The 17,273-nt window shown below is 48.0% G+C and carries 15 protein-coding genes, 2 tRNA genes and 1 riboswitch; all 17 genes read right to left on the reverse strand.

From position 1 onward, the window contains the following. Window positions 1-24: 24 nt before the first annotated feature. Window positions 25-189, reverse strand: coding sequence for a hypothetical protein (locus ACR0QT_RS10215; RefSeq protein ID WP_432630684.1), 165 nt, complete (start codon window positions 187-189; stop codon window positions 25-27). A gap of 146 nt (window positions 190-335) precedes the next feature. Next, window positions 336-420: riboswitch (cyclic di-GMP riboswitch) on the reverse strand. A 218-nt stretch (window positions 421-638) separates the two neighbouring features. Next, on the reverse strand, window positions 639-2,042 hold the full coding sequence (locus tag ACR0QT_RS10220; protein WP_432630685.1) for a S41 family peptidase: 1,404 nt from the start codon (window positions 2,040-2,042) through the stop codon (window positions 639-641). Window positions 2,043-2,221: 179 nt separating this feature from the next. Next, window positions 2,222-3,835, reverse strand: coding sequence for a peptidoglycan DD-metalloendopeptidase family protein (locus ACR0QT_RS10225; protein WP_432630686.1), 1,614 nt, complete (start codon window positions 3,833-3,835; stop codon window positions 2,222-2,224). Window positions 3,836-3,940: 105 nt separating this feature from the next. Continuing rightward, window positions 3,941-4,849, reverse strand: a complete 909-nt coding sequence (gene ftsX / locus ACR0QT_RS10230; protein ID WP_432630687.1) for a permease-like cell division protein FtsX — start codon at window positions 4,847-4,849, stop codon at window positions 3,941-3,943. Further along, complete coding sequence (gene ftsE / locus ACR0QT_RS10235) at window positions 4,846-5,529, reverse strand: cell division ATP-binding protein FtsE (protein ID WP_432630688.1); 684 nt, start codon at window positions 5,527-5,529, stop codon at window positions 4,846-4,848. Before ftsE ends, ftsX begins: the two co-directional genes overlap by 4 nt. Window positions 5,530-5,531: 2 nt before the next feature. Beyond that, the gene (locus ACR0QT_RS10240; protein ID WP_177976619.1) at window positions 5,532-6,620 is read right to left on the reverse strand and encodes a PucR family transcriptional regulator; all 1,089 of its coding nucleotides are present in this window, start codon (window positions 6,618-6,620) and stop codon (window positions 5,532-5,534) included. A gap of 245 nt (window positions 6,621-6,865) precedes the next feature. Next, entirely contained in the window at window positions 6,866-7,978 is a 1,113-nt protein-coding gene (locus ACR0QT_RS10245; protein WP_432630689.1) for an ABC transporter ATP-binding protein, read from the reverse strand. Window positions 7,979-8,466: 488 nt separating this feature from the next. Next, window positions 8,467-9,051, reverse strand: a complete 585-nt coding sequence (locus tag ACR0QT_RS10250; protein WP_432630690.1) for a class I SAM-dependent methyltransferase — start codon at window positions 9,049-9,051, stop codon at window positions 8,467-8,469. A gap of 49 nt (window positions 9,052-9,100) precedes the next feature. After that, window positions 9,101-9,934: a CvfB family protein gene (locus ACR0QT_RS10255; protein ID WP_432630691.1), complete on the reverse strand. Its 834-nt coding sequence runs from the start codon at window positions 9,932-9,934 to the stop codon at window positions 9,101-9,103. 140 nt (window positions 9,935-10,074) lie between these two features. Further along, window positions 10,075-10,794 carry an acyl-[acyl-carrier-protein] thioesterase gene (locus ACR0QT_RS10260; RefSeq protein WP_432630692.1) on the reverse strand — a complete coding sequence of 240 codons (720 nt, stop codon included), beginning with the start codon at window positions 10,792-10,794 and terminating at the stop codon, window positions 10,075-10,077. Window positions 10,795-11,110: 316 nt separating this feature from the next. Then, window positions 11,111-11,575 (reverse strand): YhcH/YjgK/YiaL family protein, encoded by a 465-nt coding sequence (locus ACR0QT_RS10265; RefSeq protein ID WP_177976614.1) that lies wholly within the window; start codon window positions 11,573-11,575, stop codon window positions 11,111-11,113. A gap of 59 nt (window positions 11,576-11,634) precedes the next feature. Next, window positions 11,635-12,477 carry a 5-dehydro-4-deoxy-D-glucuronate isomerase gene (gene kduI / locus ACR0QT_RS10270; RefSeq protein ID WP_432630693.1) on the reverse strand — a complete coding sequence of 281 codons (843 nt, stop codon included), beginning with the start codon at window positions 12,475-12,477 and terminating at the stop codon, window positions 11,635-11,637. A gap of 575 nt (window positions 12,478-13,052) precedes the next feature. Continuing rightward, window positions 13,053-13,125: transfer RNA gene (locus ACR0QT_RS10275), tRNA-Gln, on the reverse strand. A gap of 33 nt (window positions 13,126-13,158) precedes the next feature. Further along, a tRNA-Gln gene (locus ACR0QT_RS10280) sits at window positions 13,159-13,231 on the reverse strand. A gap of 378 nt (window positions 13,232-13,609) precedes the next feature. Then, window positions 13,610-15,364 carry an anti-sigma-I factor RsgI family protein gene (locus ACR0QT_RS10285; protein WP_432630694.1) on the reverse strand — a complete coding sequence of 585 codons (1,755 nt, stop codon included), beginning with the start codon at window positions 15,362-15,364 and terminating at the stop codon, window positions 13,610-13,612. A 5-nt stretch (window positions 15,365-15,369) separates the two neighbouring features. Further along, window positions 15,370-15,918: an RNA polymerase sigma factor gene (locus tag ACR0QT_RS10290; RefSeq protein WP_432630695.1), complete on the reverse strand. Its 549-nt coding sequence runs from the start codon at window positions 15,916-15,918 to the stop codon at window positions 15,370-15,372. A gap of 106 nt (window positions 15,919-16,024) precedes the next feature. Continuing rightward, a complete protein-coding gene (locus ACR0QT_RS10295; protein WP_432630696.1) occupies window positions 16,025-17,227 on the reverse strand; it encodes a cation diffusion facilitator family transporter in 1,203 nt (400 codons plus the stop codon). Window positions 17,228-17,273: the final 46 nt, after the last annotated feature.

A 17,273-nucleotide genomic window follows, 5' to 3' on the forward strand; every position in this document is an offset into this window, starting at 1 on the left:
AATTGGTCGGTAAATGAGGGAGGCTTATTTGGCATGCCCAAAAACAGGATGTATCAGAGCTGTATATAAAAATGGCTCTGATGTCAGGAATGGAGTAGGATTCTCATGAATCCCACCCCAACTATTGACATAGAGCCGAATTTCCAAAAGCTCGACTCTTCTCAGCTTTCTCAACTCTTTATCTGTCATCTTGACTGCTCCCCCCTGTGTTTCTATCTATATCTTGATCCACAAAGCAATCCATAAAAATATCTCTGGTCTTCCCGTCCTCCGCAAAGCAATAAAAATGCCGTATTCCAACTATTGCGGATCTAACTTTATCCACAACAATGGAATACGGCAACTGGCTGTCTGAACACGCTCGGTTCGGACCCTATAGCTTTGCGTCACAACCTTTCGATTGCTTTGCCCTCATATTCATACTAACCTGTCCTTCTTTGATCAATCCTCGTCTGTCTACCAGAACGAAAAACTGATCTCCGATGACATTTTTTCTCACTACTGATGTCCGTTATTTTTGCTAGCGTTATTCTAACATTAATCAAAAAATCTCGCAAGTATTTTTTCTCGAGCAATATTCATTTTGTCACTTCTTAACAGTTTCTTTATGTCTTTTTATGCATCTTGGCAAATCAAAATCACTCCGATTTCAGCACCTCAATCGCCTTCTGAACCTGATTGTCTCGGTCAAGCGGAATCGAGTCATAAATGTTCAAATCAGAGACATCCGGCGTCTCATACTCAACCTCAACATCCGGTGTCAATCCCTTCTTGTGAAGGTCATTTCCAGCCGGTGTGTAGTAGTGTGCAACCGTGATCTTGATCGCAGATCCGTCATCAAGCGGAAGCAGGCTCTGGACGATTCCCTTTCCAAATGAGGTCGTTCCGACGAGCTTTGCAACTCCATAATCCTGAAGTGCTCCGGAGAAAACCTCGGACGCACTCGCCGACTGTCCGTTGATCAGAACCGCAATCGGAACTGTGATCTCGTGGTCATCCGGCTTCGGATACTTCTTGTCTGTGCTTCCATCGTTGTACTCGTGCAGGATCTGACCGTCCTTGCAGTAGTAGCGATCGGACTCTCCCTCTTTCGTCGCGGTCGTCAAAATCGTTCCGTCGAGTTTATCCTCCGGGAGTACATAGGCTGCCATCTGGACACAGGAGTCCACAACTCCGCCCGGGTTGTCGCGCAGGTCAATAATCAGTCGCTCCATCCCCTGACTCTCGAGATCGTCGACCGCCTTCTCGAACTGATCGCCGGTCACAACGTCAAACTGGCTCACAAGGATATAACCCGTATTGTCCTCAAGCATCTGATGTTCTACGGTGTCCGTCTCCACCATCCGGCGCTCCACATGAAGCGGAATCTCCTCGCCGTCGCGCAGAACCGTGAGATCAACATACGTGCCTTCCTCACCTTTTATATGCTCTTTGACAAGCACATCGAGATCCGTAGAAGTTGCATCCACATCTCCGACCTTATACAGAACATCGCCCTTCTTCATGCCGGCTTCCTCTGCCGGTGATCCGGAGAAGACACGAAGAATCGTCACCACATTTGTATTCCGGTTCTGGCTCACGAGCACACCGATTCCACAGTAGACACCCTGCGTCTCCTCCGTCAGAGAATCATACTCCTCCGCCGTGTAATACGTCGAATACGGATCGTCAAGACCATTCATCATGCCCTTGTAAATGCCGGCTTCCACCTTATCCATATCTTCATCAAACAGGAAATACTTATTCACCACCGACTGAAGCAGGTTCAGCTTTGCTCCGACTGCTTTCATGTCGAGACGGTTCTGTGCAGTCGCCTGTGTGCTCTCAACGGATGTGGAATTCTGTCCGCTTCCATTCACCGAGCGCTCAATCACATTGATTCCCGAAGCAACCCCGACAACCGCAAGCCCTGCAAATGCAGTCACGAGCGCACCGGTCAGCACTCCTTTCCAGAAACCGCCCTTCTGTGAGCCCTCCCCCGGAGCTTTCGCCTTCTTAGTGCCTGTATCGTGTTCTTCCTGATTCTGCGTTTCTTTTTCCATATCCACTGCTGTCACCTGTCTTTCTTTTCGACTGTCTAAAACACGCTCCGCGTATCGTTATCCCTTGTACCTATACATTCTTATGGGAAATTTCATATTTTTAGTGGGCTGGCGCCGTAAGGTGGGAAAGTACCTGCAAACCCACTTTCTCCCACCGTCGACGCCCAAAATTTGACGTTCTACGGACTCACATACTTGAGCGGATTCACATAACTTCCATTGATCCGCACTCCAAAATGCAGATGCGATCCCGTCGAGTATCCGGAAGATCCCACCTTCGCAATCGTCTGTCCCTGCTTGACACTCTGACCATCCGAAGCCAGAAGCTGGGAACAGTGCATATACACCGTGTACACTCCATTTCCATGACTGATCATGATATAATTTCCCGCGGAATAGCTGTATGTCGACGCCACAACCGTGCCAGATGCTGCTGCCACAATTCCGGCTCCCGTGCTCGCACCGATGTCGATTCCCTGATGGTAAGTTGAAGCCCCTTTCGTCGGTGCAGTTCGTTTTCCAAACTTGGAATTGATCTTACTGCTCGCCGGACACGGCCAGATAAACTTAGTATTTCCGCCACTCGAGCTTTTATTCGAGGAGGAATCCGCGGATGCCGTCTGCGTCTTCGCACTCGCCTTCGTCTCTGCCGATTTCGTCTCCGCCTGCTTGAGTTCCGCGCTCTTCTTCGTCTCCGGAGCCGTCGTCTGTGCCTGTGCGACCTGCTTCGTCTCGGCGGCCGGTTTTGCTTCCTCCTCCGGCTTTGCGATCACCTTCTTCACCGCCTCGGCTTCCTTTTTCGCCTGAATGCTCGCCTCGACTGCCTTTTTGCTCGCTTCGGCCGCCTGACGGCTTGCCTCGGCCGCTTTCTTTGCATCCTCCGCCTTCTTCGCCTCTACGGCTTGACGGCTTGCCTCCTCTGCCTTGCGACTCGCCTCAACCGCTTTTCGGCTCGCTTCCTCTGCCTGACGTTTTGCCTCGGCTTCCGCCTTTCGCTTCGCTTCTGCGACGCGTCTTGACTCCTCGGCAGCCTTTCTCGCCTCTTCCTCCTTGCGCTTGATCTCCGCCTCGATCTGTTCGATCTTCTTCTCCTGCGCCTTGATGTCCTGCTCATACTGGCTGATCTGACCCTGAGCGGTCTGGATCTGACCCTGATAATTGTTCAGCTCCTCATTCTTCGCCGCCAAAAGCGTCTGCACAGACTCCTGCTTTGCCTCATTCTGCTCTCTCAGCGTGACAAGCTCTGCGTGATCCGACTCAAGTTTCGCCTCATGGTCAGCAATCTTCTGCTTATTTTCTGCATACTCCCGAAGTTTCGTCCGGTCATAATCCGAGATCTCGCGAATGTACTCTGCGCGGTTCAAAAACTGTCCCATATCCTCGGACTGCAAGAGCATATCCAAAAATCTCGTCTGTCCATGCTCATACATATATTTGATGCGCATCTTCATGTCGCCGTACTGGTTTTCTTCCGTCTGCTTTGCAACCTCAAGATCCTCCCCGATCTCTGTGATCTCCGTCTCCTTCTCGTTGATCTGAGCATTGATCGAATCAAGTTCCCGGCTCAGCGTCTCCATCTGACCGTCAAGCTCCTTGACATAGGCGGCGGTGTCATTTTTCAGACCCTCCAATTTTTTCAGAGAGTCCTCCAGCTTTTTCTTTTCCTCCTGCATCACGGAAGCCTTCTCTTTTTCCACCCGGACTTCCTGTTTTGTCGCATAGGCGGGCTGAATACCGGACAGGGCAAGCGTAACTGCAAGCACCGTCCCCATGATCGTTCTCTTCATCTGCATATCTGCATACCGCCTTTATCTTTCAAATCCGTAACGATTCCGTACCTTCATAAATCATCACTACTTTTTTCAAGCACAAATTTCAAATAGCTTCAAATCCTTCCCCTACACCCGCAGATACTTGCGGATCGTAAAGAAACTTCCAAAAAATCCGATTCCGACTCCGAGCACAAGCGCCACGACAATCATGATCGGATAGATTTCCCGCACCGGAATAAAGTAAAACATATTTGAGAGAATCCGGAAACGATCCATCAGATAGACCACGGATTTCGTATACAGGAAAAACATTGCGACAAGCGGAATCACTGCTCCCGCCATGCCGATCAGCACACCCTCAACAATAAACGGAGCGCGGATCATAAAGTTCGTCGCTCCGATCAGGCGCATAATCTGGCTCTCCTGCTTTCTAAATGCCGCTGCAACCGAGATCGTGTTGTTGATCAGAAAGACCGACACTGCAAGCAGAACCCCGATGATCACCAGAGACAGAAGTCCGACCATCTTGTTGACACTCGTCAGTCCCGCTGCCGCCGTGTTCGAGTAGTTCACCTGGCGAACGCCCTCGATTCCCTGAAGATACGCCACGACCTGAGGCTGTTCGGACAGGTCGTTTAAATAAATCTCATACGACGAAGAACCTGCAAGCGGATTGTCCTGCTCAAATCCGTCGGCAAGCTCCTCCATCCCCTCAAAATACTGCTTTTTAAAGGAATCCCACGCCTCCTGTGCCGACACAAACTTCATCGACCGGATCTCCGGGCGCGACGCGATCTGTGTCCCGATCTCCTTGATCTGATCCTCCGTCAGACTCTCATCAAACAGCACCGTGATTCCCACCGTGCTCTCCACATTGTGCACCATGTACTGAACATTTGCCACAATGGAAAAAAACAGGCAAAATAAAAAAATACATGCAGAAATCGTCGCCACAGATGCAAGCGAAAACCAGATGTTCCTGCATATATTCTTTACACCCTGTTTCAGACAATAAAAAAATGTACTAATTCTCATGAATCTGCCTGCTCCTCTGCTCTGCTGTCACTGACAACCTGACCTTTTTCGAGTTTGATGACGCGCTTTCCCATCTTAGAGACAATCTCCTGACTGTGCGTGATCACCACAACGGTCGTTCCAAGTCGGTTGATCTGCTCGAGCAATTTCATAATCTCAATCGCATTCTCGTGGTCGAGATTTCCGGTCGGCTCATCCGCAAGCAGGACTTCCGGGCGGTTGATCAGCGCGCGCGCAATCGCGACTCTCTGCTGTTCTCCTCCCGAGAGTTGCTGAGGCAGGGACTTGTATTTGGAAGAAAGTCCCACGAGCTTGAGCATTTCCGGAACGGACTGCCGGATGCTTCTCGTCGATGCTCCGACAACCCGCTGTGCAAATGCTACGTTCTCAAAGACATTCCGATCACGGAGAAGGCGGAAGTCCTGAAAGACGACTCCCAGCTTTCTCCGGTACTTCGGAACGTAACGCCTCGGCATTTTTTGCAGATCCATATCGTTTACAAGAATCTTTCCGGAAGTCAGCTCTGCCTCCTTCATCAGAAGTTTGAACAGCGTCGTCTTTCCCGATCCGCTTCGTCCCATGATAAAGACGAACTCGCCATCCTCGATCTCAATGTTGATGTTTCGCAGAGCTCTCGTTCCGTTTTCATAGGTCTTGCATACATTCTGAATCTCTATCATAATTAATAATCCAGGCTCTCCATATATTTCATATACTTCACAACCATCAGAGCAATCTTGAACGTAATTGCATCCTCAAACACACGCAGATCCAGACCGGTGCTCTTCTGGAGTTTGTCCAGACGATATACCAGAGTGTTTCTGTGGATGTAGAGCTGTCTGGAGGTCTCGGAGACGTTCAGGCTGTTCTCGAAAAACTTGTTGATCGTGGTCAGAGTCTCCTCGTCAAACTCATCCGGGGACTTGCCCTCGAAGATCTCCTTGATGAACATCCGGCACAGCGGAAGCGGAAGCTGATAGATCAGACGGCCGATTCCGAGACGGTTGTAAGCGACAACGTTCTTACTGCTGTAAAAGATCTTTCCGACATCAAGTGCCATCTTCGCCTCTTTGTAGGAACGAGATACTTCCTTGATGTCTCCGACAATCGTACCGAAAGCGACATGAACTTTCGTCATTGCCTCGGTGTTGAGCATGTCGAGAATCATGTTTGCGGTCTTCTCGAGATCGTCGTAATTCTCACCAGCCTTGACTTCCTTCACGAGAATGATGTTCTTCTCATCGACTGCGGTGATGAAATCCTTCGTCTTCGCTGCGAAGAGACTGCGAACAGTCTCAAGTGCATTGACATCCTTCTCGTGCTTGGTCTCAATCAGGAATACCACTCTCTTCACATTCGTCTCGATGTGGAGTTTCTTTGCACGGTTGTAAATATCAACGAGCAGAAGGTTATCAAGAAGAAGGTTCTTGATGAAGTTGTCCTTGTCGAAACGCTCCTTGTATGCGACGAGAAGATTCTGGATCTGGAAAGCAGCCAGCTTTCCTACCATATATACGTCATCACTTCCGCCACGCGCGAGAAGGATGTACTCGAGCTGATGCTCGTCAAATACCTTGAAAAACTGATAACCCTGTACCACCTGGCTGTCTGCCGGGGAATCCACGAAGGAGAGAATGGAGCTCTCATACTCCTCCGCATCCGGGAATGTGGAAGCCAGTACTTTTCCCTCTGTATCGCAGATGCAGAGATCAATTCTGGTAATGCCTTTTAATCCGTCAATCGTGTTCTGAAGAATCTGATTTGAAATCATAACACACGCTCCTTATTCTATATTTTGTCGTCCCTGCCCCTGTGTCCGTGCGCAAAAAAATCAGCAACAGATCTGTCCGCAAGCAGAAACATTTTTGAAGCCCTGAGTCTGTTTTTTGTCCTTGAATCCTGACAAAAAGAAACTTTCCTTAGCCTATATCTTAATGCAAAATAATAAAAAAAGCAAGCAAGTATCACACTTGCCTGCTCTTTTTATAAAAGATTCAGAAATCTTTGCTTTTCACTCTAGTTAACAATTACCTGCTCGGTCTCTTTGTCGAATACGTGAATCTTCTCAAGATCCAGAGCCAGTTTGATCACATCACCCGGTCTTGCGGTGGTGTTCGGTTTTACACGAGCGGTGCAGTTGGTCTCGTTGATATCGAAGTACAGATATACCTCAGCACCGAGAAGCTCATATACACGGATCGTAGCCTCGATCACGCTCTTCGGAGAGGAAGCAAGGAATGCCTCATCATCATGCAGATCCTCCGGACGGATACCAAGGGTAACGGTCTTTCCAACATATCCCTTCTGATCCAGAACTTTGCCTTTCTCAGCCGGTACAGTGATCGTGTGGTTGTCAAAGGTCAGGGTTACATCAGAACCGGCCTTGCCAACAACTGCATCGATCAGGTTCATCTGCGGAGCGCCGATGAATCCAGCAACGAACTTGTTGCATGGCTTATCGTACAGGTTCTGCGGAGAATCTACCTGCTGAACCACGCCGTCCTTCATAACAACGATTCTGGTTCCCAGTGTCATAGCCTCGGTCTGGTCATGAGTTACGTAGATGATGGTTGCCTGCAGTCTCTGATGCAGTTTGGAGATCTCGATACGCATCTGACCTCTCAGCTTTGCATCCAGGTTGGATAACGGCTCATCCATCAGGAATACTTTCGGGTTACGAACGATTGCACGACCCATTGCAACTCGCTGTCTCTGACCACCGGACAGAGCCTTCGGCTTACGATCAAGCAGATGGGACAGATCCAGGATTCTTGCTGCTTCCTGAACCAGTTTATCAATCTGATCCTTCGGAGTCTTTCTCAGCTTCAGACCGAATGCCATGTTATCGTATACGGTCATATGCGGATACAGAGCGTAGTTCTGGAATACCATTGCGATATCACGATCCTTCGGCTCTACATCGTTTACAAGCTTGCCGTCGATGTACAGCTCACCGGAAGAAATATCTTCCAGACCAGCGATCATACGAAGGGTGGTGGACTTACCGCATCCAGACGGTCCTACGAAGATGATGAACTCCTTGTCTGCGATTTCCAGGTTAAAATCTTTTACTGCAACAAATCCATTCGGATATGCTTTGGTTACATGTCTCAGTGATAAACTTGCCATTATATTGTCCTCCTGCTATTTCTGCCTGTGTGCTTCGGATCTCCCCATTTTATCCATATCAGCACGGGCAAACCGGCTGTTTTACAGCTCCTTGGTTGATGGTCCTATCATACAATAGATCTCCAGTTTCTTCCATGTGCCGAATACCCAAATTGCTTTTCCGCTTTTTGTCAGAATTGCTTAACTAATTTAAAAAGTGCTGTAAATAACAAAATCAGGCGGAATTCCGCCTGATTTTCCTGTAAAAATTCGATAAACTTTGCTTCAAAACCGCTCTCACACCTGTCCCGGCACGAAAACCTTGTGAATCTTGCCTAAGTTCGTACACCTTTCCTTGTACAATTTCCTGTCTTAAATCTGCACAAACTGGCAAAATTCAGACAGATTCGCGGAGAATCCGACTGTTTTTTTGGCTATTTCTTTCTCTTGCAAAAACTTCGATAACATTTCTCAAACCTTCACGAGTCCTTATGAAATCTTACAAAGTATTATGAAATCTTTCTTGCAAGCAGATTCAGCCAACGTTCTCCGCCGTCATGTCCCTCTTCCTCTGTGCGCCACAGGCGAATGATCTCAAATCTGCCCGTCTCGCGCAGAATTCGCTCCAACTGCTCCTCCGTATACTCACAGAAATAACGTCCGCTTCGGATTCCCTCAAAATCCCCCTCCAGGAAGGAGAGGAACAGGACACCCTTCTGACAGAGTCCGTCAGCGAGCTTGTCAAGAATTCCTTCAAGCTCGTCCTCCGGCTCATGGATCAGCGCTCCACAACCCCAAACTCCATCAAAAGCCTCATTAAACTCCATATCTTCATAAGAAATCTGCAACACTTCCAGTCCTGTGTGAATCTCTGCAAGTTTGCACATTTCCTCCGATGCATCTAACGGCGTCACATCGTATCCCAGATCGTAAAATGCGAGACTATCTCTTCCTGAACCACAGCCCAAATCCAGAATCGTATCTCCCGGCTGTAAATAGCTCAAAAATTCTTCTCTCAATTCCTCCGTATCCCGGTCCACCGTATCTTCAAAAATCTTGGATGCATACTTATTATAGTAGTCTATCGTGTCCAAAACGTCCTCCTATTAAATTCTTTTCTAACTGCCTTCTACTCTCTCGCAGTTAAATTCTTTCAATCGTTTTTTCTGTAATTCGGATCTTGCCCTCTTTTAACAGGCGTCCGACTGCGCGCTTAAATGCATTCTTGCTCATCTTCATCTCGCGCAGAATTGTCTCCGGCCGTGCCTTGTCGTTGAACGGAAGCACACCGTCAAACTCATCAATCGCCTTCAAAACCTGCTTTGCGTCCTCATCCATCTGCACATAGGCTTTCTGTCTCGGACTCAAATCCAGCTTTCCGTCCTCGCGGACTTTGACTACGCGCGCCTCAACGGTATCTCCGAGATGGAAATCTCCGTACAGCTCCCGCTTTGGAATCAGACCGTAATAGCGGTTCTCAACTGCAACAAAAGCTCCGAGATTCTCGTTGATCTCGTAAATAATTCCGGTCACGCGGTCATCTTTCTTGTACTCGGAGTCTGCACGCATGTAGGGATACACGTTCATCGTTCCTGCCAGACGTCCGCTCTTGTCGATGTAGAGCGCCACCAGACATTTCTCTCCCTTTACCACGCGGTGATTCTGCTCCTTGAACGGAAGAAGAAGATCCTTCTCCAGTCCCATATCCAGAAATGCACCAATCTTTGCGACATCCTTTACCTCAAGCACGGCAGTCTCACCCACCTGAAGTTTCGGGGTTCCTGTCGTGGCAATCATACGGTCTTCCGAATCCTTGTACACAAACACAGACAGTTCATCTCCTGTCTTTGTTCCCTCCGGAACCTGTTTGCGCGGAAGCAGAACCGCATGCTCTGCGTCCTGCTGATGTCCTAAATACACACCAAATGCCTTCTCTCGCAGAACAGTAAGTGTCTGTATCTTTCCAAGTTCAATCATTGCATTCTCGCTTTCTGGTCGTCCATACGACCCTCTTGCTATTCCTTATTTATTGTCAACGCTGATTCTTTACCCGTCTGTGGGGAATCGGAAAAATCTGCTACCACCTTATTGCACGGCAGTTTCAGCTCCGAAAATTCCTACCTGGGAGTGCATCTGAACCAAATTACGGCATATGGTGCGCCTTCCTGGTTGCAGAGTGCAATCGTGGTTGTCTCCCCATCCTTGCTGATTCTCGGGTAAATCACATCCCCAAGCACAGCTGACTTCTGGTACTCCACCCGAATCTCCCGAATCTGAATCTCTTCCGGAAGCAGTTCTCTCGCAATCTCCACATACTGTGCGTTATTAACATGATGATTCGTATCGATATGGTGACGCGCAACCACAACCGGCTCAGCTTCCTGATACTCCTCCGGAATTTTGATCCGTCTCGGCGCATACTCCATATCCAGCTTTTCCTCACTGCCAACTCCATAGCCCCGGATGTCTCCCTCCTGCACTCTCGTCGGAGTTCCCTTCTCGGTATCAAAAAAGAACCAGTGGGAATTTGCCTTTACAAGATAATCTCCGTTTTTATCCCGAATCGTGAAATTTCGGTATCCGAAGATTCCCTTGAAATCATATGGCCATGTGCTGATTGTGATCGGCTCTCCCAGTCTCGGATAGCGTTCAATGACAATCTGCCAAAAGGAAAGCCACCACGCTCTATGATGTGCCGTCAGATAATCAATGCCTAAATGCAGATCCTCTGACTGAAACGTCGAACAGTCCTGAAGATAATTGATAATCCCGGTCGTCGTCAGCTCCTGATTCTGGTCTACTTCGCTGTAACGAACCCGGCTGTCAAATGAATACATGCTTTCTTCCCTCTTTCTGTCAAGTCCAGTACATTATCGCATATTCCGTCGCGAATCACAACCGTTTTTTCAAAGAAATACCGCTCAAAAAAAGGAACAAAAGTGTTACTCTTCACGCATTGCGCAAACACTACCTGATTTTGGCATGCCCGCAATCTGCAAAACAATAAAAAAAATGCGCCGAGTGCACATTCTTGCAGAGCTTTTTTGTATGATAGGACGCAATTTCCTATCATATAAAAATGAGAGGTCTCACAGCGTAGACCTCTCACTCGAACTTCATTTTCGTATTACATTTATTTCTTTTATCTTTATTTTATTTCTCGCAGATCTTTACAACAATCTTCTTAACCATAGACGGCTCGCCAGCTGCTGCCTTCGGCTTATGACCATCCCACGGGAAGAAGATCATGAAGTCGCCTGCCTTGCAGGTTACCTTGAGTCCCGGATTTGCGTTGTCAAACTTCACAACATCCTTCTCTGCATTGTACGGTCCAGCCGGATTTAACTCCTCTGCCGGTGCGTAGGTCATCACTTCCTCGCCAGAGATCACATACTGGATGTCAGAGTAGTTCTGATGAGCCTCGTACTTTGCCTCCTCCCACGGAAGGGTGGTGTAACTCATCACATTTGCATAAACGTTCTTTCCGTCGATCTCGTACTTTCCATCCTCAAGGGTTGCCAGATCATGACTCTTTAAGAAGTCGATTGCCTTTGCATAGCGTCCCTCGATACCCAGAGTGCGGTAAAAATCAATGTTCTTTGCGTTATCTAAAATCATGTCTCTCTCCTCCTATTAAATTTCTAATTAATTCTCTCGTCTCTCCCAGAACTGCGCTTTTATCTCAGCTCTGTGGTCGGGATTGTATCCATATCATCGAATGCCTGGTTCTCTCCGCCCATTGCCCAGATAAAGGTGTAATTGCTTGTACCTGCTCCGGAATGGATGCTCCAAGACGGGCTGATGACTGCCTGCTCATTCTGCATCACGATGTGACGGGTCTCCTGACCCTCACCCATCATATGGAAGACTACGTTGTTCTCCGGAATCTCGAAGTACATGTAGATCTCCATTCTTCTCTCATGAGTGTGTGCCGGCATCGTATTCCATACACTGCCCGGCTCAAGAACAGTCATACCCATAGACAGCTGGCAGGTTTCCAGAACGTCCGGATGGATGAACTGATTGATCACACGCTTGTTGGAAGTCTCCATTGCGCCGATCGGTCTCTTTGCAGCCTTCTCAATCGGAATAAAGGTTGTCTTGCATGCCTCGTGTGCCGGTGCACTTACCATGTAGAACTTAGCCGGATGCTCCGGATCTTCACTTGCGAAGAATACTTCTTTGGTTCCCTTTGTGATGTACAGGCAATCCTTGTATCCCATCTTGAAAGTCTCGCCATCTGCGGTAATGCTTCCAGCTCCGCCGATGTTGAAAATACCAATTTCACGGCGCTCAAGGAAATACTGGGTTCCGAAGTTCTTCCAGATGTCAATGCCCTTGTCGATGGAAACGGTCTCCGTCGTCGGCATGCATCCGAGGGTTACCATACGATCTACGTGAGAATACACAGCAACAACCTCGTTCGGTACATATAAATTTTCGATCAGAAATTCTTTTCTCGTCTCTTCTGTTGTATAACGTTTGAAATCTCTCTGGTTTGCAGAATAGCGAATATCCACTCTCTCATCCTCCATGCTTGTCTTTTGTGGCAGTACGCCCCCGCGCTTCTGCCTGTATTTTCCATTATAAGCGATTCGGTAACTAATATTCAATGGAACAAAGTACTGAAAATAAAGGGCGTTTTGTAAGCGCTTTCAACAAAAATCAAACTTGAATGGAAAAGTTTCGTTTTTTCAACATAATCCTATTTACAAATTTCCTTGCGAATATATATGTAGAGTATATACATATGCATATACTCATACGCTCCACCGGCGAGTAAAGTTCTGCAAACTCGTTCTCACTCCGGGTTCGACGTAACGGTGCATAAGGTCGCAAAGTACGCGACCTAAACACCGACGTCTCACACGGGTTTGCAGAATCTTTCTCGCCTTGTGTCGCTTCTGCAAAATACTCAGTAAATTTACTATTATTCAATGGACGAGGATTCCCGCTTAGATGTCCCAAATTACGCTATGCTTCACTTTTGTCAATGCGTAAGCGCCCTTAGTATCCTACATTTTCATCTTACAAAATACAAATTTTCACAAAAAAAAGATCCTCAGTCCAAAAACTGAAGATCTTTTTCTCAGCGCTGGGCTACAAGGATTCGAACCTTGAAAATGACGGAGTCAGAGTCCGTTGCCTTACCATTTGGCGATAGCCCAATAATAAACAAAAACCAATATGAAGTTTTTGAACTGGGCTACAAGGATTCGAACCTTGAAAATGACGGAGTCAGAGTCCGTTGCCTTACCATTTGGCGATAGCCCATCACTGCAACGAAGATTATTATATATGATAACTTCAAAAACGTCAAGCGTTTTTTTTATTTTTTTCGATTTTATTTTTACAGAACTTTAAAAGCCCTTTATCTCATCTTTTAATGTACATTCATAATCTGATCTTTGTCCAATTATTTTTCTAACACTTAGACATTCATCTGAGATTTGTAGCCAAGCTCCGAAAGCAGGAAAGTACATGCAAACCCGTGTGAGACGTCGGTGCTTAGGTCGTGTACTTTGCGACCTTATGCACCGCTACGTTGAACCCGGAGCGAGAGCGAGTTTGCATGACTTTCTCTGCTGGAGGAGCGCTCCTAGCAAAAATCTAGAGAAAACCTAGAGGAACTTTCCTTACAGAAATATCTTTCTACTTAGATTTCTGATTCGTCTCCTCTTTCGCACTCACATCAGAATCATCTGATTCCTTCACGCTCTTTGATTCTTTTGAATTTGAACCTTCGCCATCCCGATCCTCTGAATCAGAATTCTTTGAGGACGAAGTTCCATCTCCCTTAGACTGCTCAGACTGCGATGTCTTAGATTCTTTTTCCGTTTCCTCCTCGTCGTCATCTAAATCATCCTCATCCGGGTCATCCATTGCATCATCTGCAATCTCCGGCTTCTCAAAGGTTCCGGTCACCGTTGTCGCGTGCTTTCCCTCTCGCGGAGTCAGTCCGCCGAGCACAAACGTATACGTTTTTCCGCCCTCAAGCCCTTCAACGGAGATCACACACTCATCTTTCGAGGTATCATCGACATAAGCCGGATAGTGATTTCCATCCTCATCGCGAATCAGAACCGTCGGATTCTTCCACTTCACAAACGTTGCAAAGTAGACGAAGATCTGGTCATCCTCCCACTCGGCATAGTCAATCTCCACGCCATCGTCGATGATCTCCTCATCCTCGTCATCCGCACTCACTGCCGTCGTCTCCGTCGAGGAAGTCGCCACAGAAACCGGCTGGCTTGCCTGCGTCGGCTCTGCCTCAGCAGTTCGGGACTCTTCCTCCGCTGAACTGCTCTCCTCTGTGCTTTCTTCCGTCGAGGCAATCTCTGCCGTTGTCTCTTCCGTCGGAGCGGTAGCAGTCTGTGCCGAATCCGTCTCCTGCGCCTGCTCCGCCTTCTCTCCGAGTGCGAGCGATTCCTGATTGATCTGCTCGGCAATCTCTTCCATCGTCATCGTCGAGAACCGCTCCATATCCTCCATGCTGAGATTCTTGTTCTGCGCAATCAACTCTTTCAAGAAATACGCCTTTCCATAGGAGATGCCATACTCTTTCGCAAGCTCGCTGACCTCATCATCCTCCGGTGTTGCCTGCTGGTCATAGACCACCGCCTGAACCTGATGCTCTTTTAGCGTCGTCTCAATATCCCCGACCACACTGCTTCGCAATTTCGATGCCTTGCTCATACTGTCATTGTTGACAGTCACAAGGATTGCATTTTCCGTGTCATCGAGATAACCGTGGGTCACCATAGAACCGATGACGGCATTGACTGCTACGTTTAAATCAACTCCTTTTAAATCCATATCGGAGAGAATTTCTTTCGCGTCCTCATTGAGTGCCTCTGCGCTCAGAATCCGGCTCTTCTGATTGATCGAGAGTTCCACACTCGGATTCACATCAATTCCGATGATCGAATCCACGCGCAGATTCCGTGCATGATACTGCCAAGCTCCTCCACCCGCCGTAATCAACAGCAAAAACGTCGCCACGGTCGCCACGCTCCGGCGCAGATACCTCTCAAGTCGGAGAACCTTTCCATTTCCATGTGCTTTTCCTGCTGTCTTTTCCGATGACCACTCAGCTACCCCGGATCTTCCCGTTCTTCCCGCTCCCGACTCGAACGAATCCTCAGCATTCCTCAAATCCATCGGAACAATCGGAGTGATCACTCTCGGGACAGGGTCCTGAGGCACCGATAAATCAAGGCGATCGAAAATATCTGGCGTGAGTCCGTTGACAGCGGATCTTAAATGGCTCTCAATCTGCCCGGTCGTCCACGTTGCAGTACTCGCACTCGTGGCATTTTGTGCACGACTGGCACTTCCAGATCGATTGCGATCACTGCTGGCACCGGCATTGTTTGTTTTTTTCTGCCTGTCTGCTTCCTGCTTCACCGTCCTCACTCCTCTCTCAGATATTGTTTCAGTTTCCGAACCGCGCGATTATACTTTGACAGCACAGTTGGAAGTGGCATTTTCAGATCCTGCGCAATCTCTCGATGCTTCAGTCCTGCTCCCGCATGGAGAAGCACAATCTGGCGCTCCTCCTCCTTCAAAATCTTAAATGCGGTCTTCAAGACCATCGCATCTGCCATATTTTCAATCGGAAGACAGAGTTCTCCCGTCTCCTCGCCCACCAGTTCATCCAGTCCTACATCCGCAATCTTTTTCTGATCGCGAAACTTCATATAGCAGAGATTCCTTGCAATCGTAAAAATCCACGCCAGCGGTTTTCCCTGCGACTGGTAGGAAGACGCCGAAGTCCACACTTTCATGTAAGTCTCCTGCATAACTTCCTCCGCATCCTGTGGATTCTTGATGATGGAAAGGATAAAACTGTATACAGCCCTGTCTGTATTCTGATAGAGTTGATGAAACGCCTCTTTATCCCCGAGGCTGACCTGTGTCAAAAGTTCTTCGTCGCTCAATCGGATTCCCTTTCTAATCATTTAATGCAGGAGAGCGCCGTCTTATTGCATGATTCTCTCATTCTTCTCATCTTCTTGTCATTCGCATCTCAAATTTGACTCCCATTCTTCCGGAACTCGTCTCGATTTATCTCGATTCGCCACGAGGATCAAGGTCTTCCTCCTCATAGCTGTGCTCCATCTGAATGATGCAATGTGCGGTTTCATCCTGCTCTGATATTTTCTGACAGATCTGCTCTTTTAATGCATCTTCCATCTGTTCCGTGTAATCTCTCGGCACAACAAGATCAAAGATCAGATTCCGTCGCTTCGTTCCCTGAACAAGCCGGAAATCGTGAATACTAAGTCTCGAATCCAGCCCGTTTATAATTTCAATCGTCTTTTCTTTTAGTTCTGTTGCACGGGTATTGTGCAGATCCACCGGGTCCATATGGATCACGAGCATCACCCCAAGTTCCCGGTACGCATCTCGCTCAATCTTGTCCACAATCGTGTGCGTCGTCTCAATCGGCACATCATCTGCGACCTCGACATGAATCGATGCCATGCTCCGGTCCGGTCCATAGTTGTGCACAATCAGATCATGAGTCCCCAAAATTCCGTGATACTTTCCCACAAAATCTGAGATCTTCTTGTACAACTTCGGATCAATCGCCCCTCCGATCAATGGTTCAAGCGTCTCCTTTGCGATATTGATTCCCGCAATCAGGACAAGCACCGACACAACCACTCCGACCAGACCATCGATGTTGACCTTCCAGATTCCGTAGACCATCATCGAAAAAATCGTCGAGGAGGTCGCCACAACATCCCCGAGCGAGTCAGCAGACGTCGCAAGCATCACCGTCGAGTGAATTCGATTTCCAAGCGTGCGGTTAAAAACTGCCATCCACAGCTTCACTCCAATCGAGAGAATCAGAATCGCGATCGAGATCTTGCTGAACGACAGATCTTCCGGATGAATCACCTTTTCAACCGAAGTCTTAAAGAGAGAAAATCCGACCTGCACCACAATAAACGCAACAATAAACGCAGAGATATACTCAATTCTGCCATGACCAAACGGATGCTCGCGATCCGGCGGTTTCTGCGCCATCTTCACCCCGACAAAGCCGATGATCGAGGATGCCGCATCCGACAGGTTGTTGAAGGCATCTGCCATAATGGAGATACTTCCCGTCAAAAAACCTGCTGTCATCTTCGACGCAAACAGGAAGAGATTACAGCAGATTCCAACCAGACTCGCCATGACTCCGTAAGCTGTGCGAACGGAGGCACAGTCTGTCTTCTCATAATTTTTTACAAATAATCTAACAAGCAGTTCTGTCATTTTTCCTCATTCAATCATTTCTTGCATGATTGATCCCATTCGATGA

The sequence above is a fragment of the Brotaphodocola sp. genome (assembly GCF_050873365.1).
In the GTDB taxonomy this organism is placed as follows: domain Bacteria; phylum Bacillota; class Clostridia; order Lachnospirales; family Lachnospiraceae; genus Brotaphodocola.

What these genes read in the sequence shown, in the direction of transcription:
- ACR0QT_RS10240 (WP_177976619.1), bottom strand. Translation starts at nt 6,620, where the DNA reads ATGATTTCAAATCAGATTCTTCAGAACACGATTGACGGATTAAAAGGC.
- ACR0QT_RS10265 (WP_177976614.1), bottom strand. Translation starts at nt 11,575, where the DNA reads ATGATTTTAGATAACGCAAAGAACATTGATTTTTACCGCACTCTGGGT.
- ACR0QT_RS10255 (WP_432630691.1), bottom strand. Translation starts at nt 9,934, where the DNA reads ATGATTGAACTTGGAAAGATACAGACACTTACTGTTCTGCGAGAGAAG.
- ACR0QT_RS10290 (WP_432630695.1), bottom strand. Translation starts at nt 15,918, where the DNA reads ATGATTAGAAAGGGAATCCGATTGAGCGACGAAGAACTTTTGACACAG.
- ACR0QT_RS10295 (WP_432630696.1), bottom strand. Translation starts at nt 17,227, where the DNA reads ATGACAGAACTGCTTGTTAGATTATTTGTAAAAAATTATGAGAAGACA.
- ACR0QT_RS10225 (WP_432630686.1), bottom strand. Translation starts at nt 3,835, where the DNA reads ATGCAGATGAAGAGAACGATCATGGGGACGGTGCTTGCAGTTACGCTT.
- ACR0QT_RS10220 (WP_432630685.1), bottom strand. Translation starts at nt 2,042, where the DNA reads ATGGAAAAAGAAACGCAGAATCAGGAAGAACACGATACAGGCACTAAG.
- ACR0QT_RS10260 (WP_432630692.1), bottom strand. Translation starts at nt 10,794, where the DNA reads ATGTATTCATTTGACAGCCGGGTTCGTTACAGCGAAGTAGACCAGAAT.
- ACR0QT_RS10245 (WP_432630689.1), bottom strand. Translation starts at nt 7,978, where the DNA reads ATGGCAAGTTTATCACTGAGACATGTAACCAAAGCATATCCGAATGGA.
- ACR0QT_RS10215 (WP_432630684.1), bottom strand. Translation starts at nt 189, where the DNA reads ATGACAGATAAAGAGTTGAGAAAGCTGAGAAGAGTCGAGCTTTTGGAA.
- ftsX (WP_432630687.1), bottom strand. Translation starts at nt 4,849, where the DNA reads ATGAGAATTAGTACATTTTTTTATTGTCTGAAACAGGGTGTAAAGAAT.
- ftsE (WP_432630688.1), bottom strand. Translation starts at nt 5,529, where the DNA reads ATGATAGAGATTCAGAATGTATGCAAGACCTATGAAAACGGAACGAGA.